Source organism: Paraclostridium sp. (assembly GCF_051657365.1).
Classification (GTDB): Bacteria; Bacillota; Clostridia; order Peptostreptococcales; family Peptostreptococcaceae; genus Paraclostridium.
This window is the reverse complement of sequence record NZ_JBOFKN010000033.1, coordinates 1-23409: the sequence shown is the minus strand read 5'-3', so window position 1 is coordinate 23409 and position 23409 is coordinate 1. Positions and strand designations below refer to the sequence as shown.

Genomic DNA, 23409 nt, shown 5'->3' with positions numbered 1-23409 from the left:
CAAATGTGTGGTGTAGTAGGAATATGTTCAAACAAAGATATATCTAAAGAACTATACTACTCTTTATACTCTATACAACACAGAGGACAAGAGAGTTGTGGAATGGCGGTTTTAAACGATAATCAAATAAACTATAAAAAGGATATGGGACTTGTAGGAGATGTTTTTAAATCATCAGAACTTGATAGGTTGCAGGGGAATATAGGAATCGGACATGTAAGATACTCAACTGCTGGAGGGAGCAGTTTATCTAATTGTCAACCGCTAGTAGGAAGATGTAGAAAAAGACAGTTATCAATAGCACATAATGGAAACCTTGTTAATGCAAATTATTTAAGGAACATGTTAGAAGAAGAAGGATATATGCTTCAATCTAACTCAGATACAGAAGCTATACTTTGTATATTGGCTAGATATTACAAAGGAGATATAGTTGAAAGTTTAAAAATAACAATGGATTATATAAAAGGTGCATACTCATTGGTTATAGCAAGCAGTGAAAATGAACTTGTTGCAGTTAGAGATCCACATGGATTTAGACCATTGTTATTAGGTAAAAAAGACGATACTTATATAGTAGCATCAGAAGATTGTGCAATAAATATCTTGGGTGGGGAAGTTATAAGGGATATTGAGCCAGGTGAAATTATAGTAATAAAAGATAATAAATTAAAATCATATCATTATAGAGAAAATTACAAACCAATAAAATCAAGTTGTATATTTGAACATATATACTTTGCAAGAAATGATGCAACTTTAGACAACGTAAATGTTTATGAGTTTAGAGTGAAGTGTGGGGAGATATTAGCAGAAAATGAAGATATAGAAGCAGACATAGTAGTACCTGTACCTGATTCAGGATGGGCTGGAGCTATAGGATATTCAAATGCTAGTGGACTTAAGCTTACAGAAGGGCTTGTTAAAAATAGATATGTTGGAAGAACATTCATAAAACCTACTCAGGAAGAAAGAGAAATAGGTGTCAAAATAAAGCTAAACCCATTAAGTAGTGTAGTAAAAGGAAAATCTATTGTTTTAGTAGATGATTCGGTAGTTAGAGGAACAACTTCAAAGCAGATTGTTAAGTCATTAAAAGATGCAGGAGCTAAGGAAATACATTTAAGAATAACTTCACCAGAAGTAACACATTCTTGTTATTACGGAATAGATACTCCACATCGTTCAAACTTAATAGCTTCGAAGTATGAATTAGAAGAAATCAAAGAATATATAGGTTGTGATACTTTGAAATTCTTAAAACTAGAAGGAGTTTTAGAAGCAACACAAAATAAATCAACTTTTTGCAAGGCGTGTTTCGATGGAAAATATCCAGTTGAAAAAATTGATGAGGAGGAACTATTATCATGTTAACTTATAGAGCTTCAGGTGTAGATATAGATGAGGGCAACAGAGCAGTAAATCTTATTAAAAACAAAATAAAAGGAACATATGACAATAATGTTATTGGAGATTTAGGAAACTTTAGTGGACTGTATAGTTTAAAGGATTTTGTAGGAATGGAAGAACCTGTACTTCTTTCTTCTACAGATGGAGTTGGAACTAAATTAAAATTAGCTCAAATGTTAAATGTTCATAATACAGTAGGAATAGATTTAGTAGCAATGTGTGTTAATGACCTTATATGCCAAGGTGCTAAACCATTATTTTTCCTAGATTATATAGCTACTGGTAAGCTAATACCTGAGCAAATAGATGATATAGTTTCTGGAATCGTTGAAGGTTGTAAATTAGCAGGATGTGCACTTATTGGAGGGGAAACTGCTGAGATGCCAGGTATGTATTCTGAAGAAGATTATGATTTAGCTGGGTTTTCAGTTGGAATAGCTGATAAGAATAAGATAATAAGTGGTCAAGATGTTAAAGTTGGAGATGCTTTAATAGGAATAGCATCAAGTGGAATACACAGTAATGGATATTCATTTATAAGAAAAATTTTCTTAGAAGAATATAAATATGAATTAACTGATTATATAGAAGAATTAAAAATGACTTTAGGAGAAGCGCTTCTTGTTCCGACGAAGATATACGTGAAACTTGTTATGGAGTTAATATCTAAATTTGAATTGAAAGCAATTGCTCATATAACAGGTGGAGGAATTATAGAAAATATACCAAGAGTTATACCTAAGGGTCTTGGAATAGATATAAAAAAAGATTCTTGGGAAAAACCATCAATCTTTAAGATGATAGAAAGTTTTAATGCAATAGATGAAGTTGAGTTACACAAAAGTTTTAACATGGGTATTGGACTTTCAATAGTTGTAGATGCTGAAAAAGCAGAGGAAATAGTAAACTTTATAAATAAAAGTGGAGAGAAAGCATATATAATTGGTCAAGTTGTAGATAGTCATGAAGGAGTAACACTATGCTAAATCTTGCAGTTTTGATATCTGGAGGAGGAAGCAATCTTCAGAGTATTATAGATGGATGCGAAACTGGATATATAAATGGGAAAGTTAAGTTAGTTATATCTAATAAGGATAACGTTTATGGTTTAGAAAGAGCAAATAAACATAATATAAAATCTGTAGTTGAAAGTGAAGAATATAAGGTTATAGAGTTATTAAAAAAAGAAAAAATTGATTTAATAGTTTTAGCTGGATACTTAAAAATTATAAGCCCAACATTTGTAGAAGCTTTTAGAAATAAAATTATAAATATCCATCCATCATTAATACCGGCTTTTTGTGGAGAAGGATATTATGGGAAAAAAGTTCATAAAGCAGTTATAGATTATGGAGCAAAAATAAGTGGAGCTACAGTTCACTTTGTGGATGAGGGTGCAGATACAGGACCTATAATAATTCAAGCCAGTGTAGAAGTTAAACATAATGATACACCAGAGAGCTTGGGTGAAAGAGTGTTAAACGTAGAACATGAAATACTTAAAGAAAGTGTAAAACTATATTGTGAAAATAAACTAATTGTTAATGGAAGGGGAGTAATTATAAATGACTAAAAGAGCATTAATAAGTGTAACTGATAAGAGTGGGGTAATAGAATTTGCAAAACAATTAAATGAATTAGGATATGAAATAATATCGACTGGAAATACATTTAAAACCCTTAAAGAAAAAGGCTTAAACGTTATACAAATAGATGAAGTTACAAACTTCCCGGAAATGCTAGACGGAAGAGTTAAGACATTAAATCCATATATACATGGAGGAATACTTTACAAAAGAGATAATGAAGAACATGTTAAAACAGTAAATGATTATAAAATAGAAGCAATAGATTTAGTAGTTGTTAATTTATACGATTTTGAAGGTAACTTAAAAAATAATAAACCGCATGATGTAATGATAGAAAATATAGATATAGGTGGACCATCAATGATAAGGTCAGCTGCTAAAAACTATAAAGATGTAGCAATAGTAGTTGATGTAGCTGACTATGATCTTATAATAGAGAGTTTGAAAAATGGAGAAATATCATTAGAAGATAGAAAAAAATTAGCATATAAAGCATTTGCTGCAACAGCAAGATATGATGCATTAATATCTAATTACTTTAGAGATGAGGTAGGAGACAAATTCCCAGAAAACTTAACTATGACTTTTCATAAAGAAGATAGTTTAAGATATGGAGAAAATCCTCACCAAGAAGCTGTTTTATATACACAATCTAATGCTAAAAACCCGATATTAAATTATGAACAATTAAATGGAAAAGAACTTTCATTTAATAATATAAATGATTTACATGGATGTTTAGAAATAATGAGAGAATTTAAAGATAGTGAAGAGGTAACTTGTGTAGCTATAAAACATACTAACCCATGTGGAGTTGGAATTGGAAATAATAGCTTTGATGCTTATAAAAAATGTTATGAAGCTGATAAAACATCTATATTTGGCGGAATAGTAGGATTTACTTCAACAGTAGATGTTGAAACAGCTAAGAAACTAAATGAAATATTCTTAGAAATAGTAGTCGCTTATGATTTCACAGAAGATGCGCTTGAAGTTTTAAAACAAAAGAAAAATTTAAGAGTATTAAAGCTTTCAAATATAGAAAATAGTCGTCAAGGATTTGATTTAAAATACTTAGATGGAAAATTATTAGTTCAAGATAGAGATGAAAAATTACTTAATGAATATAAAAGTGTAACAGAAAAAGAAGCTACTAAAGAAATGTTAAGTGATATGGAATTTGGAATGAAGATAGTTAAAAATATGAAATCAAACGCTATAGCTATAGTGAAAAATGGTCAAACATTAGCTCTTGGATGTGGTCAAACATCAAGAATATGGGCACTAAAAAATGCATTAGAAAATAATCAAGATAAAAACTTTGAGGGTGCAGTATTAGCATCAGATGCATTCTTCCCATTTGATGATTGCGTAACTTTAGCTAGTGACTATAAGATAGCTGGAATAATTCAGCCAGGAGGATCTATGAAAGATCAAGATTCAATAGATGCTTGCAACAAAAACGATATGGTAATGGTGTTTACAGGGATAAGACATTTCAAACACTAGGAGGTAAATATATGAAAATTTTAGTTGTAGGTGCAGGTGGAAGAGAACATGCTATATGTTATAAGTTAAGCAATGAAAGTAGAGTTGAAAAAATTTACTGTGCTCCTGGAAATGCAGGGATTAGCGAGGTAGCACAGTGTATAGATATAAAAGACAATGATATAAAAAAACTTTTAGATTTTGCTAAAGAACATAAAATTGATTTAACTGTAGTTGGACCAGAAGTTCCATTAGTAGAAGGAATTGTTGATGAGTTTGAAAAAAGTAACTTAAAGATATTTGGGCCAAATAGAGAATGTTCAAAACTTGAAGGTAGTAAGGCCTTTTCAAAGGATTTTATGGTAAAACACAATATACCAACAGCCAAATATAAAGAATACACAAACTTAGATATAGCAATAAAAGAAATAGACTCATTTGGATATCCAGTAGTTATAAAAGCAGATGGATTAGCTGCTGGAAAAGGAGTAGTAATAGCACGACATCGTGAAGAAGCTATAAATACATTACAAGAAATGATGAATGATAAGAAGTTTGGAAATGCTGGTGAAAAAATAGTAGTGGAAGAATTTTTAGAAGGAATAGAAACATCTATATTAGCTTTCGTAGATAATAATACAATAGTTCCAATGGAAAGTGCGAAGGATCATAAAAAAGTATACAACAACGAAGAAGGTCCAAATACAGGTGGAATGGGAACTTTCTCACCTAGCAATATATACGATGAGAATTTATCAGAGATAGTAAAAAAGGAAGTCTTAGATAAAACTTTAGAAGGATTCAAAGCGGATAACTTAAACTACAAAGGAATATTATTTATAGGACTTATGATAACTGAAGATGGACCAAAAGTTCTTGAATACAATGTTAGGTTTGGAGATCCTGAAACACAATCAGTACTTTTAAGATTAGAAACTGATTTAAGCGAAATAATAGAACACATCTTAGAAAATAGATTAAGTGAAATAAAAATAAACTATGATAAAAAACATGCCGTATGTGTAATGTTAACTTCAGGAGGATATCCTGAAAGTTACGAAAAAGGAAAAGTAATAACAGGCCTTGAAAGTTTAGAAGAAGACATAGTAGTCTTCCATAGTGGAACTAAGCTAGAAAACAATCAATTACTTACCAACGGAGGTAGGGTTATTGGGATAACGGCAAAAGGAAATTCACTTGAGGAAGCAAGTATGAAAGTTTATTCAAATATTAAAAATATAAAATTTGAAGGAATGCATTATAGAACCGATATAGGAGTCTTATAAAATTAAACGGGGGTAAATACTATTATGACTATCACTAATTTAAAATCTTCAGTAAGAAGGCTATTGGTTGAAAAAAAGCAAGGATTTGACTCAGAAGCAAAACACTTAAAAGCTGACTTAGAAGAAAGTTTACACATAGATACAATAGAAAATTTAAGACTTTTAAATAGATATGATATACAAGGAATAGAAAATGAAGTATATGAAAAATCTACTCAAACAATATTTTCAGAGCCTAATACAGATAATGTATATGAAGAAAATATAGAAATAAATAAAAATGATAGAGTATTTGCTATAGAGTATTTACCAGGACAATATGATCAAAGAGGTGATTGGGCAGCTCAATGTGTTCAAATAGTTAATGAAGGTGTTAGACCTATTATAAATACAGCTAAGGTTGTTATACTTAGTGGAAATATAAGTGATAAACAATTTGAGCAAATAAAGTCATATTGCATAAACAAGGTTGATAGCAGAGAAGCTAGTTTAGAGAAACCTGAAACTTTAGAGATGGAAGTTGAGGTACCTACATCAGTAGAAACACTAGACAGGTTTATTGATTTTTCAGATGAAAAATTAAAAGATTTTATGAATAACATAGGACTTGCTATGACTTTTGAAGATTTAAACCATATACAAACATACTTTAAAGAAATAGAAAAAAGAAATCCGACTATAACAGAAATAAAAGTTTTAGATACTTATTGGTCGGATCACTGTAGACATACTACTTTTATGACAAAGATAGAAGATATAGTAATAGAGGAAAGTAAATACACGGAAATTGTAAGGGAAGCATATGATATGTATTTGCAATCAAGAAATAATGTATATGGAAATAAAGATAAAGATATTTGTTTAATGGATATAGCAACTATTGCTATGAAAGAATTGAGAAAAGAAGGTAAGTTAGAAGATTTAGATGTGAGTGAAGAAATAAATGCATGTAGCATAAATGTAGATGTTGAAATAGATGGTAAAAAAGAAGAATATCTAGTAATGTTTAAAAATGAAACGCATAACCATCCAACTGAAATAGAACCATTTGGTGGAGCGGCTACTTGTTTAGGAGGAGCTATAAGAGATCCATTATCAGGAAGAAGTTATGTTTATCAAGCAATGAGAGTTACAGGAAGTGCAGACCCTAGAACTTCTTTAGAAGACACTTTACCAGGAAAGCTAATGCAAAAGAAAATAACTACTCAAGCAGCTAATGGATATAGTTCTTATGGAAATCAGATAGGACTTACGACTGGACAGGTTGCAGAAATATATGATGAAGACTTTGTAGCAAAAAGAATGGAAATAGGGGCGGTAATAGCAGCAGCACCTAAAGAAAATGTAATAAGAGAGACTCCACGAAGTGGAGATGCTGTAATACTACTTGGAGGAAAAACAGGTAGAGATGGATGTGGAGGAGCTACAGGTTCTTCTAAAGAACATAGTGAAAAATCCCTACTTACTTGTAGTGCTGAAGTTCAAAAAGGTGACGCTCCTAATGAAAGAAAGATACAAAGATTCTTTAGAAATAAAAAAGTTGCTCAAATGATAAAAAGATGTAATGATTTTGGTGCTGGTGGGGTTTGTGTTGCTATTGGAGAAATTGCAGAAAGTATTGATATAAATTTAGATTTAGTACCTAAAAAATATGATGGACTTGATGGAACTGAATTAGCAATATCAGAATCTCAAGAGCGTATGGCAGTAGTTATTAAAAAAGAAAATATAGATGAGTTTATAAAAATGGCTGTGGATGAAAATCTAGAAGCAACTCATGTTGCTAATGTAACGGATAGTGGTAGAGTTAGGATGTTTTGGAACAATAAAGCTATCGTAGATATGTCTAGAGATTTCATAGAAACAAATGGCGTAAAGCAAACTACAAAAGTAGTAGTTCAAGCTATTGATAATGTTAAATTAAACAGTGAAGAAAAAGAAGTTAATATGGAACTAGCTATAGGAAAAGAAGTTAGTTTAAAAGATAGATTTATAGATACAATAACAGATTTAAATGTTTGCTCACAAAAAGGATTAGTTGAGAAATTTGATAATACAATTGGAGCTAATACAGTATTACTGCCTTTTGGAGGTAAATATCAAGCAAGTCCTACTCAAGGTATGGTTGCAAAAATTCCTGTTTTAAATGGAGAAACAAATACATCGACTATAATGACGTATGGATATAATCCAAAGATAGGAAAATATAGTCCATTCCATGGAGCTTTGTATGCAGTAGTCGAATCTGTGTGTAAAGTTGTGGCTATTGGGGGTAACTTTAGCACTATAAGACTTACTTTACAAGAATACTTTGAAAAGCTGGGGATAAGTGAAAAAAAATGGGGTAAACCGTTTTCATCACTTCTTGGAGCGTACTATGCTCAAAATAAACTGGAGATACCTGCAATAGGTGGAAAAGACAGTATGTCTGGGACTTTTAAGGATATAGATGTACCACCAACATTAGTATCCTTTGCTGTTGATACTGTGGATGCAAAACAGGTGTTATCCCCAGAATTTAAAAAATGCAATTCTACAGTTGTAATGTTATCAACAAATATATTAGAAAATAAAGTTATAGATTTTGAACAATTAAAGAAAAACTTATCTAAAATAACTCAACTTATAAGAGATGAAAAAGTACTTTCAGCTTATTCAGTAGGATATGGCGGAGTATGTGAGGCTATAAGTAAAATGAGTTTTGGTAATAAAATAGGATTAGAATTTAACAACAGCATAGATGATAATATGCTATTTAGTACTTCTTATGGAAATATGATTCTTGAATTAAAATCAGAAGAAGTTGAGAATATACTAGAAGATTTAAGTGGATATAATTATAAAGTATTAGGAAGTACTATAAAAGAAAAATCTATAATTATAAAAAATGAAGTTATCGATATAGATTTTCTATATAAAAAATATTGTGGAGTATTAGAAAATATATTCCCGACAAAAACTGATGAAATAAAAGAAAAAATAAAAACTATAAGTTTTGTAACGAATGATAAAAACAATAAATCTGGTATAAGCGTGGCTACGCCAAAAGTATTTATACCAGCTTTTCCTGGAACAAACTGTGAATATGACTCAGCTAGAGTATTTGAAAAAGCAGGAGCAAAAACTTCTGTAAAAGTATTTAAGAACTTAACTTATAAAGACATAGAAAGTTCTATAGATACTATGATTGAAGAAATAAAATCATCTCAAATAATAATGTTACCAGGTGGATTTAGCGCCGGCGACGAGCCTGACGGCTCGGGTAAATTTATAGCTACAGTATTTAGAAATCCTAAAATAATGGAAGCTATTAATGAATTTTTAACTAAACAAGATGGACTAATGTTGGGCATATGCAATGGATTCCAAGCTCTTATAAAATTAGGGTTAGTGCCATACGGTGAAATAAGAGATATAGATGAAAGTTGTCCAACTCTTACTTATAACAAAATAGGAAGACATCAAGCTAAAATGGTAACTACTAGAGTAGCTTCTAACAAGTCTCCTTGGCTATACGACACAAATGTAGGCGACATTCATAGCATAGCAGTTTCTCATGGAGAAGGACGCTTTGTAGCTGATGAAGAAATAATGAAAAAGTTAATAGCTAATGGACAAATAGCTACTCAATATGTAGATTTTGATGGTGAGGCAACATATGATATAGATTTTAATCCGAATGGATCTACTTTTGCAGTGGAAGGTATAACTAGTATTGATGGAAGAATTTTTGGAAAAATGGGGCACTCAGAAAGAATTGGAAACCAAGTTGTTAAAAATATTATAGGCAAAAAAGATCAAAAAATATTTGAATCTGGAGTTAAGTATTTTAAATAGATGTGAAATATAGGCTGTATTAAAATAGTGAGTATTTATTACTTACTATTTTAATACAGTTTTTTATGTTAAAAAAATTATATTTACTCAATAATTTTTGATAAGTCATAAAATATACTCATAACAATGAATTTGTTTTGACCATGAAGAATTTTAGGAAATGACCAAGTAGTTGAATACAGTAACAAAATAGATTTTTTGTTTTATATAGATAAATAAAATACTTAATATTTTATTTATTGAATATACCTATGACGTATATAAAGGAAAAATATCAATTAATATAGAATAAGCTTAAGTAAAGTTGAATATTAGGGTATTATTGTATATATAAAAAAATAATGCTTTTTTATATGTTTTTCGACAAGTTTTTTAAATTTTATGTGGTAGTATATATATGCCATATTTGGAGGAAATTTTATGGATATAAAAATTTGTGATACTTTATGTTGTCAAGGTAGTGCTAAATATAATGAAGATATAACTGGTATAAATTCTTTTGGAGCTTGGGTTTTAGATGGAGCGACTGGACTTAATAATAAAAATTTAGTATCAGATAAAAGTGATGCAAATTGGTATGTAAATTGGTGGAATGAATATTTACATAAAAATATAGATAAAAAAAGTACATTAAAAGAAATTATGAATGATGGAATAAATTTAATTAGTGAAGAATATTACGCTAATATAGATAAATACAAAATAGAAAAGTTAGACACACCGTCTAGTTCAATTGCTGCAATAAAATTTTATAGAGATAAAATCGAATATTTTTTATTGGGAGATTGTACACTTCATTTTAAAATTAAAGAAAAAATATATATTATAAAAGATAGATCCTTATGTTATTTAGATAAATTAGTATATGATGAGATGGAAAGTTTACCTAATTTACATCAACTTTCTTATGAAGAAATAAAAAGATCTGTTATGACAACAATAATATCTAATAGGTTAAAGAAGAATAAAAAAGATGGATATTGGATTTTAGATTTTGATAAGGAAGCTATAAATAATTCTTTAAGTGGATTTATAAATATAGAAGATAATATAAAGCTAATGCTAACTAGTGATGGATTTTCATGTATAAGTGATAGATATAATGAAATACACGAATATGAATTATTAAATGAGGTAGAAGTTAATGGTACTGGATTTATCTACAATAAGCTTAGAAAAATAGAAGATGATGATAAATTAACTATTAAATTTCCTAGGTTTAAGATAAATGATGATTCCTCATGTGTTTATTTAGACATAAATTTTTAATTCATTGATAAGGGGGAAGATATGAGGATACTACATATAATAACGCAAAAACCAAACAGCACCGGCAGTGGTATTTATATGAGTGGGATGATAAATGGATTTGATAAATTAGGTTATGATCAAGGGGTAATAGCTGGAATAGATAAATATGACTCTACTGAATGTTTTAATAAAAATATAAATTTTTATCCAGTAGTTTACAATACAGAAGAATTACCTTTTAATGTAGTAGGAATGAGCGATATAATGCCATACGAGAGTACTACATATAAAAGTATGAACTTAGAAATGGTTGAAAAGTTGAAAATGGCTTTTAGAATAAGAATAGATAAAGCAATAAGTGAAATTAAACCAGATTTAATAATATGTCATCATTTGTATTTAATAACTGCTTTTGTAAGGGAGATTATAAAAGATATTCCTGTGGTTGGAATATCACATGGAACATGCCTTAAACAAATACAGAGTCATGATTTACAAAAAAACTATATAAAGAAAAATATAGGCAATTTAAATATGATTTTTTCGCTTCACGACGAACAGAAAAAAGATATAATAGATATATTTGAAGTAAATGATCAAAAAGTATTTTCGCTAGGTAGTGGATATGATGAAAATATGTTTTTTAATAAAACAATAAATAATGAAATTATTAATATTACATTTGCAGGTAAGATTTGCAAACTCAAGGGAGTAGAGTCTTTAATAAAATCATTAGAAAAAGTAGATTATCCAAAGTCATTAATAAATATAAATATAGTTGGAGATGGAAGCGATAAAAAAGAATATGAAAATATATCGAATATTGCTAAAAAAAGTAAGTTTAATATAAATTTTTTAGGTAAAATAAAACAACAAGACTTAGCTAACTTATTTAGACATACTCATATATTTATATTACCATCATTTTTTGAAGGACTACCATTGGTTGTAATCGAGGCATTAGCTAGTGGTTGTAATGTAATTACAACAGATATACCTGGAGTTAGTAAATGGATTGGTGAAGAAATAAATACTTCAGGCAAAATAAAATATATAGATTTACCTAATATGAAAGAAATTTCAATTCCAATAGAATCTGAACTTTTTTTATTTGAAGAAAGCCTAGGAGTTGCAATAAATGAAAATATAGAAAGTATATTAACTCTTAATACTAGAAATAAATTATTAGATATGAAAGATAAAACATGGATAGGTCTTTGTAATAGATTAAAGAGTTTTATTGATTTCTCTGAAAAATTTAATGAAATGTAACATTATCACAGATAAAATTATAATAAAGTGATAATATAAATATATTAATAGTAATAAATAATTAAATTTTAAAATATTGGTGTAAGTTGGAGGATAAATAAATGACAAGACCATCACAATATCATAAAGAAGGATATAACTGTGCAGAGGCTATAATAAAATCATATAATGAAGATCATAATACAGATATACCAGTTGCACTAGGTAGTGGTATGGGAACAGGTGCAACAGTTGGAAGTTTATGTGGAGCTGTAAATGCAGCTATTTTAGTATTGGGATATTTAAAGGGAAGAGAAGACAATTCTCAATCTAATGATGCTAGAACTTACTCTAGAGAATTAATGAGTAGAGTTAGAGAAAAGTATGATAGTGAGATATGTAAAGATTTAAAAAGAAACAAGATTAGTTGTTCAGAAATAATAGATTTTTCATATGATGCATTAAACGATATCATTGAAAAGTAATATAATATATAAAAAAGATGGCTAATAGCCATCTTTTTTTATATGCTTAAATAATTAAATTTATTATTAATTTGTGTATAATAGTAACTCAAGGTTCTAAAATAAAAATTTACTTTGATTTAAAATTTAGAAGTTATAATATATGTAATATTTGATTGATAATAAAAGGAGATATGAGTATGAAAACGATAGGTGTTGTTACGGATGGATTATCTAAATTAGAAATTTTTTTGAATGAAAATATAAAGAAAATATTTAAGGATAGCATTAAAATTAATAATTATTTTTTTAATAATTTAAAAAAAGGTCAAATAATAAAAGATGATGTAGTGCTTGTTATGCTTAGAGAAAGGTCTATAAAAATCAAAGATTATGTAGATGACAGTAAAAAAATAATTATTATAAGTAGAAGTGTAAAGCAAAAGGATATTTATAAGTTGTTTTCACTACCTAAAGGGATAGATGTATTGGTAGTAAATGATAATGAACAGACTATAGTTGAAACCATATCTACACTATATCGTATAGGAATAAACCATTTAAACTTAATTCCATACGATAAAACAAGAGAATATAAAGATATAAAGGTTTGTGTAACTCCAGGAGAAGTTCATTTGGTTCCAAATTATATAGAAGAGGTAATAGATATAGGTCATAGATTTATTGATATATCTACCTTTTTACAAATTTTAACTAAATTAAATATAGATGATAAGGAGATAACAGAAAGGTTAATTAAATATTCAGAGGAAATTATAAGTCTTCATTCAGGTGTTAATCACACTTATAAAAACCTTACAGTAGAAAATGATGAATTAAGTTCTATTATAAGTTTATCTAAAAATGGTATGATATTAATTTCTAATGAGGGATATATAAAAGTTTGCAATGAGAGTGTAAAAAAGATTTTAGATATAAAAGAAGATATAGTAGGAATAAACATTAAAAATTTAATAGATAAAGATTTGCTTTCTATATTAAAATTAAAAAATCCAAAAGATGATGTAGTTAAATTTAAAAATAAATATATAACTGTAAACAAACATATCATAAATAGTTTTGGAAAAGATATAGCAATGTATTTTTGTATCCAGGAAATAACTTATATAAAAAAATTAGAACAAAATCTAAGCAAAATCCTTAGAGATAAAGGTCAGGTAGCTAGATACACTTTTGATGATATAAAAACTAACTCTTTAAATATGAAAAATACAAAGGAATTAGCAAAAAAGATATCTAAATCAGATTATACAGTTTTGATAACGGGAGAAAGTGGAACAGGAAAAGAATTATTAGCACAATCTATTCATAATGAATCGGAAAGAAGTAAGCAACCATTTATAGCTATAAACTGTGCCGCAATGCCTGAAAACTTACTAGAGAGTGAGCTTTTTGGATATGATGAAGGTGCTTTTACGGGAGCGTTAAAAGGTGGCAAAAAAGGATTATTTGAACAAGCTCATAATGGAACTGTATTTTTAGATGAGATAGGTGATATGCCTATATATCTTCAAACAAAATTACTTAGAGTTTTACAAGAAAATCAAGTTATGAGAGTTGGAGGACAAAGTGTAATTGATATTGATGTTAGGGTTGTAGCAGCTACTAACAGAGATTTACCTACCATGATAAAAGAAGAAAAGTTTAGAGCTGATTTATATTATAGAATAAATGTATTACCTATACATATTCCTCCTTTGAGACAAAGAAAAGATGATATAAATATGATGCTTAAATATTTTATAGATAAAGAAATAAACATAAGTACAGATGTGGAAAATGTCATAAATATATATGACTGGCCTGGAAATATAAGAGAACTTAGAAATGTGGCTATGTATATAAATACTATGTCATCAGGCGAGGAAGTTATTATAAGTGATTTGCCATATAATTTATTAAACATAAAAAAAGATTATAATGATGATATTACTTATTTAAAAGAAAAAACTTGTATAGAAAAGACTATAGACGTAATGGCATGTATTAATGTTCACAAATCTTCAGGAAGAAACAGCATATTTAAAGAACTTAATGAAAGAGATGTTTTTATTACAGAAGGTGAAATTAGACATATACTAGAGGTGCTTAAGGATAGAGACATTATAATTTCTAAGTCAGGTAGAAAGGGTAGTGAGCTAAGTCATAAAGGTTTAGAGATATTAAAAAAAATGAAATAGGTAATTAAATAGGTTTAAAAATTAACCTATTTAACCTATTTAACGATCAAAAGTAATGAACTAAAAGCATTTATTAACATGAGAGTTATATTAATAATTAATATATTTTGAATATAGCATTGACGTTGAAAACGCTTGTATTAAGATTGGAAAATTCAATTTACAAAATTAAATATAATATATATTTAAGAAATTGGCATGATAGTTGCTTGATATGTTTAATGTAATTTTAAAAAATTTAAATTTATGAATTTAACATTGAATTTATCTAAGGATTGGAGTGCATTAAACTATGAAAAGCAACAAAAAGCCAATAATAGGAATTTCAGGTAGTTTAATAATTGATGAAGGAGGAATGTTTCCAGGGTATGAAAGAGCATATGTAAACAATGACTATGTACAGTCAGTTGCTATGTGCAAAGCAATACCATATATAGTGCCAATGGTTTATGATGATGAGATAATAAAATCTCAAGTAGAAAATATAGATGCACTTATATTATCTGGAGGACATGATGTAAATCCATTAAATTGGGGAGAAGAACCACATCAAAAACTAGGTGGAATTTTACCAAAAAGAGATACTTATGATTTTAAATTATTACAATTTGCTTTAGAAATGAAAAAACCGATTTTAGGTATATGTAGAGGAGAACAGGTTATAAATGTATTTGGTGGAGGAAGCTTATATCAAGATTTATCTTTAATAGATGGATGTTATGTAAAGCATAATCAACAACACTTATCAAATGTAGCTACACATACAGCAAATATAAAAGAAGGTACAAAGTTATATGAAATACTAGGTGAGAAAGAAATACATGTTAATAGTTTCCACCACTTAGCAGCAAATAAAATTGCTAATGGATATATAGTTTCAGCAACATCTAAAGATGGGGTTATTGAAGCTATAGAAAAAGAAGGAGATGACTTTGTAATGGGTGTTCAATGGCATCCAGAGATGATGACTAAAGATTATCCTATAATGCAAAAGTTATTCCAAGCATTAGTAAATGAAGCAACTAAGTAAAAATAAATATAATAAATTTATGGAGGAACACCATGGGAGATAGTAAAAAATTAGGATTTTGGAGTATTGTTCTTTTAGGTATTAATGCAATTATAGGTTCTGGTATATTTGGATTACCAGGAGAAGCTTATAAAATGATAGGACCTGCTAGTATATTAGTATTAGTATTTTGTATGATACTTGCTGTATCTATAGCTCTTTGTTTTGCTGAGGCAGGTAGCTGGTTCGATGAAAATGGAGGACCTTACCTATACGCTAAAGAAGCATTTGGTGATTTTATCGGTTTTGAAGTTGGATTTATGAAGTGGGCTATAGGAATGATAGCTTGGGCAGCAATGGCAAATTTCTTTGCTATAACAATATCAACAGTTTGGCCACAAGCAGCAGATCCATTTACTAAAAATATAATAATTGGAGTAGTTTTAATAGGGCTTGGAATAGTAAATGTAATGGGTGTTCAAGCATCTAAGGTTTTAAATGATATAATAACAATTGGAAAACTTGTTCCATTAATATTCTTTATAGTAGTTGGGATATTCTTTATAAAAGGTGGAAATTTTACGCCGTTTGTAATAGTACCAAAAGGTGAAGCAACAACAACTGCATTTGTTGCAGCAGCAATATCATTGTTTTATGCTTTTACAGGATTTGAGTCTTTAGCAGTTGCAGCTAAGGATATGGAAAATCCTAAGGAAAACGTTCCGAAAGCTTTGATCGCAGTAATGGCAATAGTATCAATAGTATATGTATTTGTATTAGCAATAAGTATAGGAATATTAGGTTCAGATTTAAGTGGAGCAGCTACACCAGTTGCAGATGCAGCAAAAGTAATGATTGGTAGTGCAGGTGTTTATATAATAACAATAGGAACTGTAATATCTGTTGGAGGTATAAATATAGCAGCATCTTTCCTTACACCAAGATCAGGAGTTGCATTAGCAGAGCAAGGGTTAGTTCCAAAATGTATAGCTAAAAATAATAAAAAGGGAGCTCCATATATAGCTATAATAATAACAGTTGTAGGAACTCTTTTAATAGCTTGGTCAGGGTCATTTAAATTCTTATTACAAATAAGTGTTATTTCTAGATTTATACAATATATACCAACATGTATAGCTGTACTAGTATTTAGAAAAAAATATGGAACTAAAGATGCTAAATTTAGAATACCAGGAGGAGCTTTTGTTCCTATATTTGCAGTATTAGTTAGTTTATGGTTATTAATAGAAGCTGGAATAAGTGATCCAATGAAAATTGTATGGGGATTAGGTGGATTATTGATAGCTGTACCATTCTATTTCTATATGACTAAGGTATATAAAGCTAAAGACAACAATTAAAATATATAAATTAAAAATAACCTTTTAAAATAGTTATAGTAAATATGCTAGAGCCTATTTTAAGAAGGTTATTTTTAATTTATAACTAATTTGTATCATATATTGATAAAACAACGTATAAAGATAAAAATAAACATAAAAACATATAAAATCAGTGTTTTTTACAAAATTCGACAGGATGAATGTGTATAATAAAAGATGATGCAATTTCAAATGTAAGGATTATATAAGTTGCATGTTTAATTGCAAAATTTTCAATATAAAATTAAAATTTTACAAATTATATAGAAACAAGGAGGTATTTAATGGAAACAACAGACAACGGTACTGTATATTGTCAAAAATGTGGAACTAAAAATGACATAGTAAGTTCATTTTGCTTAAATTGTGGTAATGAATTAGTTTCAAATAACCAAAATACAGACTATAAAAAAGACAATAAAGCACAAAGTATTGAAAGAAGTAGTTTAAATAATTATGGTGATACAGATGAGATAATGAGATTTGTAGGTAAAAATAGTCAATATTATCAAAATAAATTTGATACTATAACAAAAACAGGAAGTAAGACAACTTGGAACTGGGCTGCATTTTTCTTAAATATTTACTGGTTACTTTACAGAAAAATGTATCTTCAAGCAGGTGGATTATTTTTAGTAAAAGTAGTATTAAATTTCATTCCTTATATAGGATGGTTAGTATCTATAGGGGTATCAATAGCATTTAGTATGTATGCCAACTCTATATATCTAGATCATGTACAAAAGCAACTTAGTGAAATAAATACATTAGATTATAGCCAAAGAGAATTTGATATTCTAAAAAAAGGTGGAACAAACATTATTTTACCACTAGCAATAGTTATAGGTATGTTTGTAATTGCAATTATAGCAATAGTAGGATTTGTGGTTTTATTAGGTACAGGTGGAATGTATTATTATTAAAAAGTATAGATTAAATATATAGATAAATGAGAGGCTGATCAAAATATGTATTTGTATACTATATTTTAGACAGCCTTTTTATTATGGATGAAATAAAATTATTATATATACAAATGTAATTAGGAGGGTTTTACATGCAAAATACAATAGAAAATGGAATAGCTAAGGTTGGAAAAGGATTTGAGAAAGGAAAAATCAAAATTGATTCAAAAAAAGAAATATCACAATTAAATAAAAAGCTAAATGAATTGGATATAAGAAAACAAGAAACCCTACAAGAAATAGGTAATATGGTTTATAACATGGTTTCAAAAGGGCTTATAGAAGATGAAAAAATAAATCTAAAATGTAATAATATAGCTGGATATCAACATTTAATATATGAAAACAAAAAACAAATAGAAAATATAAAAAAATCACAAGAAGGAATCAAATGTGATTGTGGAAATATATTATTTATTGAGGATAAGTTTTGCGGAAATTGTGGGAATAAAGTTGAAATACAAGAAGAGAAAATATCATATATCTTATGCAAAAGATGTGAAACAGAAATTAGTGAATTAGCAAATTTCTGTCCATGTTGTGGAATAAAATTAAGTTTATTACAGGAGTAGATATGAGTAGAAAAATCATATGTATAATTACATTATTATGTACACTTTTAATTTTAGGTGGTTGTAGTAATAAAATTGAACAAGAAGATGTTAAGGAAACAAAAGAAACTTTAAATAGTAATAATCAGAGCATTGAAAAACCTACTATTGTCATAGATCCAGGGCATTCATCTGTTGGTGATTTTGAAAAAGAACCGATAGCACCAAACTCTACAGATTTAAAATATAAAGATGTTATAGGTGCTAAAGGTGAATATACAAACATTTATGAAAATGAAACAACAGTATCGATAGGCGAACTTTTAAGAGGTATACTGTCTGAAAAAGGTTACAATGTTATTATGACAAAACATTCTGTAAAGGACTCTATAAGCAATATAGAGAGAGCTGATATAGGTAATAAAAATAATGCTGATTTAGTGATAAGACTACATGCAGACTCAGCTGAAGATAGTAGTGCAAAAGGAGCATCAGTACTTGTTCCTGCTAAAAATGAAAATACAGAAGATATATACCAAAATAGTTATAGGTATGGGGAAAAACTAATAAATAACTACACTAAAGAATTAAATATCCATAGTAGGGGCGTTATAGAAAGAGATAACATGACTGGATTTAACTGGTCTAATGTACCCGTTATTTTATTAGAAATGGGGTTTTTATCAAATAAAGAAGAGGATACTTTTATAAGTGATGTATCTAATCATGAAAAGATAGCACAAGCTATAGCGAATGGTATAGATAAATGTTTTGAATAGTAGTTATGGAGGAGAATATTATGAATAAATGCCAAAGTTGTGGAAACTCACTAAAACCAGGAATGACATTTTGTAATAAATGTGGAAGTAAAGTAGAAGTTAAAAATGTGACTAAATCTATAAATACAAATAAATCAACATATAGTAATAATGAAAATGGAGATAAAAATAATAAGAAGAAAATATTTATAATAGTAGGGGTAGTATGTTTAATACTTATTGGAGGGGTTTTATTTGGAAGAAAAAGTTTAATGCATAATTATTATGTATTAAAAGGAAATAATCAAAATGAAACAGTAAAAGCAGTTGATTATTATGAAAAAGCTCTTAAATTAAAATATGATAAAGATGTTATAGATAAAATTAATAATAAAACTATAAAAAATAAAGATTTTGAACATATATTATATAATTTACAAGATACAATTGATCCAGAGGATTTAAATGGATTATATGCTAATGCTTATGTGTACAGAGCTAAAGAAAATTTTGAACATAATAATCATGAAACGGCATTAGGATATTTAAAAAAGGCTCAGGAGCATGGTTATAATGTGAAAAACTTTGAATACTATAATCAGTTAGAAAAAGAAGATACAATAAACACTAATAGTGATGATAAAGATTACATAATTGCGGATAGTAGTACAAGATATTTAACAGAAGCAGATTTAAATGATTATAGTAAAACACAGTTAGCACTCATAAGAAATGAGATATTTGCTAGAAATGGATATATATTTGATACAGATAAATACTCTAACTATTTCTACGGGAAGAGTTGGTATAAACCAAATCCAGAGTTTGGTGGAAATGAAAAAGAGTTAAATGATGTAGAAAAGGCTAATATAGCATTAATAAAAAAAGTTGAAAATAAAAACGACCAAGGTAATAGCAGTAGTTCGCAAGATAAAAAACAGTTATATCTTGATAAATTAGCTCAGTTAGAAAAGAAAGATCAGAGTGTTCATGATGAATTTAACAATGGAGGATTATGTGATGCTGATTATGTAACTAAAACAACTGAAGTTTATGAAGATTATGATAAAGTTTTAAATGAGATATACCAAGATTTAAGAGCTACCTTACCAAGTGATACTATGAATGATCTAAAAGGAATTCAAAGAAATTGGGTAAAAGATAAAGAAGATAAGCAAAAACAGATTGAAAAGAATGAATCAGGGATGCATGTGAACTGGATGGTAATAGGACGTAATGAGGTTATGACACAAATGGTAAAAGATCGTTGTTATGAACTCTTAAATTATTTCAAATAATATATAAAATTTAAAGAGGCTAAAATTTTAGCCTCTTTAAATTTTATGTTAAACATATTAATATAATTAAAATAATAAGTAGATTACTATATAAGTAATCTATTATAAAACAAGTTACAAATTATATTCGAGTTGGATTTTTTATAAAGTGGTGTAGATTTAAAATAAAGTATATATATATTATTGATTATATATTAAAATTTATATTATGCTATATTTAATTGGGGGGAAGCACATGGTTTTATATGAGGATGGGGATTTACTTATAAGATTTATGATAGAAGAGGACTGCGATAAAATTGTAGAAGCATTTAAATTTCAAAATTGGAATAAAGATATAAATATTTTAAAAAATTACTATACAGAACAGGTTCAGGGTAATAGATATGTTTTAATTGCAGAAGTTATGGAAGATTTGGCAGGGTATATTACATTATTGCCAGAAGCTAAATTTGGACCCTTTGCAGATGAAAAAATGCCTGAAATTGTAGACTTTAATGTTTTTATTAAGTATCAAAATAGAAGTATTGGAAGTAAGTTAATGTATTGTATTGAAAATATAGCTAAAAATATTAGTGATACAGTATCTCTTGGAGTAGGGTTACATTATGGATATGGTTCTGCTCAGAGAATGTATGTTAAAAGAGGATATGTATTTGATGGTAGTGGAGTTTGGTATAAAAATAAACAATTAGAGCAATATTCAAAATGTGAAAATAATGATGATTTAGTTTTATATATGAAAAAGGAATTATTAAAATTAAAAATATAGAAAAGAATTAGTATGAAAAATCTCCTTTGCCAAATGAAATGGTAATGGGGATTTTTTTATGGTTATTTATGATAGAATATATTAATAAAATTAAATATATAAGGAGATTATTTATGCTTAAAATAGCTTTATGCGAAGATGAGCAATTACAACGAGAAACTATAAAAAATTATATAAATGAAATACTTAAAAAAGATGGTAAAAACTATGAACTGATAGAATTTGAAAATGGAGAGAGTCTATTAAACGATTATCCTAAAGGAGTAGATATATTATTTTTAGATATACAAATGGGCAATTTAAATGGAATGGATACTGCAAGAAAAATTAGAGAGTTTGATGAAAGAGTAGAAATTATATTTATAACAGGAGTATGGGAATATGTCCAAGAAGGATATGAAGTTAGAGCTTATAGATACCTTATAAAACCTGTTGATTTTGAAAACTTTGCAAAACAATTTAAATTATGTACAAGTTATATAGAAAAACAAAAAAACTCTAGTATTCTTGCAACCTATAAAGGGGAAAGTAATAAAATACCTGTTAATTCTATTGTGTATATAGAAACAGATAATAGAAATACAATAATACATACTATGGATAAAAGTTATAAATCTAATATGGGGATAAGTAAACTAGAAAAAGATTTAGAAGATGAAAATTTTTTGAGATGTCATAATAGTTTTTTAATAAATTTGCAATATATAAGTAAGATAGGACAAAATAGTGTCAACTTGAGTAAATTTGAAGTATTAGTAAGTAGACATAAAATGAAGGATTTAAAATTGAAATTTACAAATTTACTAGGAGATAAACTATGATAATAAATAGGGATTTTGTAGCATTAATAACCAACTTAAGTTTATTAACTATAGAATGGTTATGCTTTAAAATATTAATAGACTACATAAGTAAGCAAAAGACATCAAAGAAAATTAGGTTTATAACCTTTATATTTTGTATAATTTTAAGTCTTGTGCCTAATAAAGTTGTAAAATCACTAGTATATATAGGTGCTGGATTTTTATTTTATAAAATAAATTATAGGGAGACGTTATTTAAATCGGTTATAGTAACATCTGTTTTTTGGATAATGGTTATGGCTTTAAAAACTATTGGAATAGCTATTGTTTCAAAAAATTATAATATAAACAGTGAAGTATTTAATTCATATAAATATTTTTCAAGTTTAGAAATAATGACATTTTCTGTATTGGTATTTATAGCAACTGCATTATTGTATAAATATTTCAAATCATACAAGGACATCAATAGGAAGCACTTCATATCTATATTTTTTCCTATATGTGTAAACATATTGAGTTTAGCCATAGTTTTAGCCAATAAAACTAATAAGGTTACAGCTAATAATATAATAGGTGATTTTTCAGTTTTTTTAATGGGTATTTTAATGGTATTTTCTAATATATTTATGATAGTTATTTTCAGAAAAATAACTAGAGATAATAGAGTTTATATTGAAAATAGGATAATGAAAGAAAAAATGGATATGGAATATAAATATTATTCTAAAATGAAAGAAAATCAAGAAAGAGTAAGACGATTATATCATGATATGAAAAATCACATGGTTTGTATAAATAACCTAAATAATGATAAGCAAAGTTTAAATGAATACCTAAAAGAAATAAATTCAGAAATAGAAAAATGTGAAAGTTCATTTAACACAGGAAATATAATAGTAGATATTATTTTAAATGAAAAAAAGGAAATTTGTACAAATAAAAATATTAAATTTACACCGTACATAGAATTTAAGAAATGTGAATTTATTAAAGTAAATGATGTTTGTACTATATTTTCAAATTTAATAGATAATGCAATAGAAGCATGCGAAAAATTAGAGATTAATAATAGATATATAATTTTAAAAAGT

General features: G+C 27.8%; 19 protein-coding genes. All 19 read left to right on the top strand.

What is annotated here, in order from left to right; genetic code table 11:
* The first annotated feature begins 3 nt into the window (after window positions 1-3).
* Entirely contained in the window at window positions 4-1374 is a 1371-nt protein-coding gene (purF, locus tag ACRCYC_RS02380) for an amidophosphoribosyltransferase (RefSeq protein WP_438617574.1), read from the top strand.
* On the top strand, window positions 1368-2396 hold the full coding sequence (purM, locus tag ACRCYC_RS02375; RefSeq protein ID WP_438617573.1) for a phosphoribosylformylglycinamidine cyclo-ligase: 1029 nt from the start codon (window positions 1368-1370) through the stop codon (window positions 2394-2396). The genes purF and purM overlap by 7 nt, the downstream gene beginning before the upstream one ends.
* Window positions 2390-2983: a phosphoribosylglycinamide formyltransferase gene (gene purN / locus ACRCYC_RS02370; protein ID WP_438617572.1), complete on the top strand. Its 594-nt coding sequence runs from the start codon at window positions 2390-2392 to the stop codon at window positions 2981-2983. Before purM ends, purN begins: the two co-directional genes overlap by 7 nt.
* Window positions 2976-4508, top strand: a complete 1533-nt coding sequence (purH, locus tag ACRCYC_RS02365) for a bifunctional phosphoribosylaminoimidazolecarboxamide formyltransferase/IMP cyclohydrolase (RefSeq protein ID WP_438617571.1) — start codon at window positions 2976-2978, stop codon at window positions 4506-4508. Before purN ends, purH begins: the two co-directional genes overlap by 8 nt.
* Before the next feature lie 11 nt (window positions 4509-4519).
* Window positions 4520-5773 (top strand): phosphoribosylamine--glycine ligase, encoded by a 1254-nt coding sequence (gene purD / locus ACRCYC_RS02360; RefSeq protein WP_438617570.1) that lies wholly within the window; start codon window positions 4520-4522, stop codon window positions 5771-5773.
* 24 nt (window positions 5774-5797) lie between these two features.
* Window positions 5798-9610: a phosphoribosylformylglycinamidine synthase gene (locus tag ACRCYC_RS02355; protein WP_438617569.1), complete on the top strand. Its 3813-nt coding sequence runs from the start codon at window positions 5798-5800 to the stop codon at window positions 9608-9610.
* Window positions 9611-10030: 420 nt separating this feature from the next.
* The gene (locus ACRCYC_RS02350; protein WP_438617568.1) at window positions 10031-10879 is read left to right on the top strand and encodes a hypothetical protein; all 849 of its coding nucleotides are present in this window, start codon (window positions 10031-10033) and stop codon (window positions 10877-10879) included.
* A gap of 21 nt (window positions 10880-10900) precedes the next feature.
* Window positions 10901-12133, top strand: coding sequence for a glycosyltransferase family 4 protein (locus ACRCYC_RS02345; RefSeq protein ID WP_438617567.1), 1233 nt, complete (start codon window positions 10901-10903; stop codon window positions 12131-12133).
* Window positions 12134-12234: 101 nt separating this feature from the next.
* Window positions 12235-12597 (top strand): C-GCAxxG-C-C family (seleno)protein, encoded by a 363-nt coding sequence (locus ACRCYC_RS02340; RefSeq protein WP_438617566.1) that lies wholly within the window; start codon window positions 12235-12237, stop codon window positions 12595-12597.
* Window positions 12598-12776: 179 nt separating this feature from the next.
* Window positions 12777-14777 (top strand): sigma-54 interaction domain-containing protein, encoded by a 2001-nt coding sequence (locus tag ACRCYC_RS02335; RefSeq protein ID WP_438617565.1) that lies wholly within the window; start codon window positions 12777-12779, stop codon window positions 14775-14777.
* A gap of 292 nt (window positions 14778-15069) precedes the next feature.
* Window positions 15070-15807, top strand: coding sequence for a gamma-glutamyl-gamma-aminobutyrate hydrolase family protein (locus tag ACRCYC_RS02330; protein WP_438617564.1), 738 nt, complete (start codon window positions 15070-15072; stop codon window positions 15805-15807).
* Window positions 15808-15839: 32 nt separating this feature from the next.
* Complete coding sequence (locus ACRCYC_RS02325) at window positions 15840-17147, top strand: APC family permease (RefSeq protein WP_438617563.1); 1308 nt, start codon at window positions 15840-15842, stop codon at window positions 17145-17147.
* A gap of 305 nt (window positions 17148-17452) precedes the next feature.
* On the top strand, window positions 17453-18091 hold the full coding sequence (locus ACRCYC_RS02320; protein ID WP_438617562.1) for a DUF2628 domain-containing protein: 639 nt from the start codon (window positions 17453-17455) through the stop codon (window positions 18089-18091).
* Window positions 18092-18225: 134 nt separating this feature from the next.
* A complete protein-coding gene (locus ACRCYC_RS02315; protein ID WP_438617561.1) occupies window positions 18226-18705 on the top strand; it encodes a zinc ribbon domain-containing protein in 480 nt (159 codons plus the stop codon).
* 2 nt (window positions 18706-18707) lie between these two features.
* Window positions 18708-19463 carry an N-acetylmuramoyl-L-alanine amidase family protein gene (locus ACRCYC_RS02310; protein ID WP_438617560.1) on the top strand — a complete coding sequence of 252 codons (756 nt, stop codon included), beginning with the start codon at window positions 18708-18710 and terminating at the stop codon, window positions 19461-19463.
* A gap of 20 nt (window positions 19464-19483) precedes the next feature.
* Complete coding sequence (locus ACRCYC_RS02305) at window positions 19484-20740, top strand: YARHG domain-containing protein (RefSeq protein WP_438617559.1); 1257 nt, start codon at window positions 19484-19486, stop codon at window positions 20738-20740.
* Between the two features lie 235 nt (window positions 20741-20975).
* Window positions 20976-21512 (top strand): GNAT family N-acetyltransferase, encoded by a 537-nt coding sequence (locus ACRCYC_RS02300; protein WP_438617558.1) that lies wholly within the window; start codon window positions 20976-20978, stop codon window positions 21510-21512.
* Between the two features lie 113 nt (window positions 21513-21625).
* Window positions 21626-22333, top strand: coding sequence for a LytR/AlgR family response regulator transcription factor (locus tag ACRCYC_RS02295; RefSeq protein ID WP_438617557.1), 708 nt, complete (start codon window positions 21626-21628; stop codon window positions 22331-22333).
* A partial coding sequence (locus ACRCYC_RS02290) for a GHKL domain-containing protein (RefSeq protein ID WP_438617556.1) occupies window positions 22330-23409 on the top strand: 1080 nt, incomplete at its 3' end. The genes ACRCYC_RS02295 and ACRCYC_RS02290, both read left to right, overlap by 4 nt.

Bases quoted from the DNA above. Each gene is read 5' to 3' on its own strand.
- ACRCYC_RS02315 (WP_438617561.1), top strand. From the start codon at position 18,226: ATGCAAAATACAATAGAAAATGGAATAGCTAAGGTTGGAAAAGGATTT.
- ACRCYC_RS02320 (WP_438617562.1), top strand. From the start codon at position 17,453: ATGGAAACAACAGACAACGGTACTGTATATTGTCAAAAATGTGGAACT.
- ACRCYC_RS02305 (WP_438617559.1), top strand. From the start codon at position 19,484: ATGAATAAATGCCAAAGTTGTGGAAACTCACTAAAACCAGGAATGACA.
- ACRCYC_RS02295 (WP_438617557.1), top strand. From the start codon at position 21,626: ATGCTTAAAATAGCTTTATGCGAAGATGAGCAATTACAACGAGAAACT.
- ACRCYC_RS02335 (WP_438617565.1), top strand. From the start codon at position 12,777: ATGAAAACGATAGGTGTTGTTACGGATGGATTATCTAAATTAGAAATT.
- purH (WP_438617571.1), top strand. From the start codon at position 2,976: ATGACTAAAAGAGCATTAATAAGTGTAACTGATAAGAGTGGGGTAATA.
- ACRCYC_RS02355 (WP_438617569.1), top strand. From the start codon at position 5,798: ATGACTATCACTAATTTAAAATCTTCAGTAAGAAGGCTATTGGTTGAA.
- ACRCYC_RS02350 (WP_438617568.1), top strand. From the start codon at position 10,031: ATGGATATAAAAATTTGTGATACTTTATGTTGTCAAGGTAGTGCTAAA.
- ACRCYC_RS02345 (WP_438617567.1), top strand. From the start codon at position 10,901: ATGAGGATACTACATATAATAACGCAAAAACCAAACAGCACCGGCAGT.
- ACRCYC_RS02300 (WP_438617558.1), top strand. From the start codon at position 20,976: ATGGTTTTATATGAGGATGGGGATTTACTTATAAGATTTATGATAGAA.
- purD (WP_438617570.1), top strand. From the start codon at position 4,520: ATGAAAATTTTAGTTGTAGGTGCAGGTGGAAGAGAACATGCTATATGT.
- ACRCYC_RS02310 (WP_438617560.1), top strand. From the start codon at position 18,708: ATGAGTAGAAAAATCATATGTATAATTACATTATTATGTACACTTTTA.
- ACRCYC_RS02325 (WP_438617563.1), top strand. From the start codon at position 15,840: ATGGGAGATAGTAAAAAATTAGGATTTTGGAGTATTGTTCTTTTAGGT.
- purM (WP_438617573.1), top strand. From the start codon at position 1,368: ATGTTAACTTATAGAGCTTCAGGTGTAGATATAGATGAGGGCAACAGA.
- ACRCYC_RS02340 (WP_438617566.1), top strand. From the start codon at position 12,235: ATGACAAGACCATCACAATATCATAAAGAAGGATATAACTGTGCAGAG.
- purN (WP_438617572.1), top strand. From the start codon at position 2,390: ATGCTAAATCTTGCAGTTTTGATATCTGGAGGAGGAAGCAATCTTCAG.
- purF (WP_438617574.1), top strand. From the start codon at position 4: ATGTGTGGTGTAGTAGGAATATGTTCAAACAAAGATATATCTAAAGAA.
- ACRCYC_RS02330 (WP_438617564.1), top strand. From the start codon at position 15,070: ATGAAAAGCAACAAAAAGCCAATAATAGGAATTTCAGGTAGTTTAATA.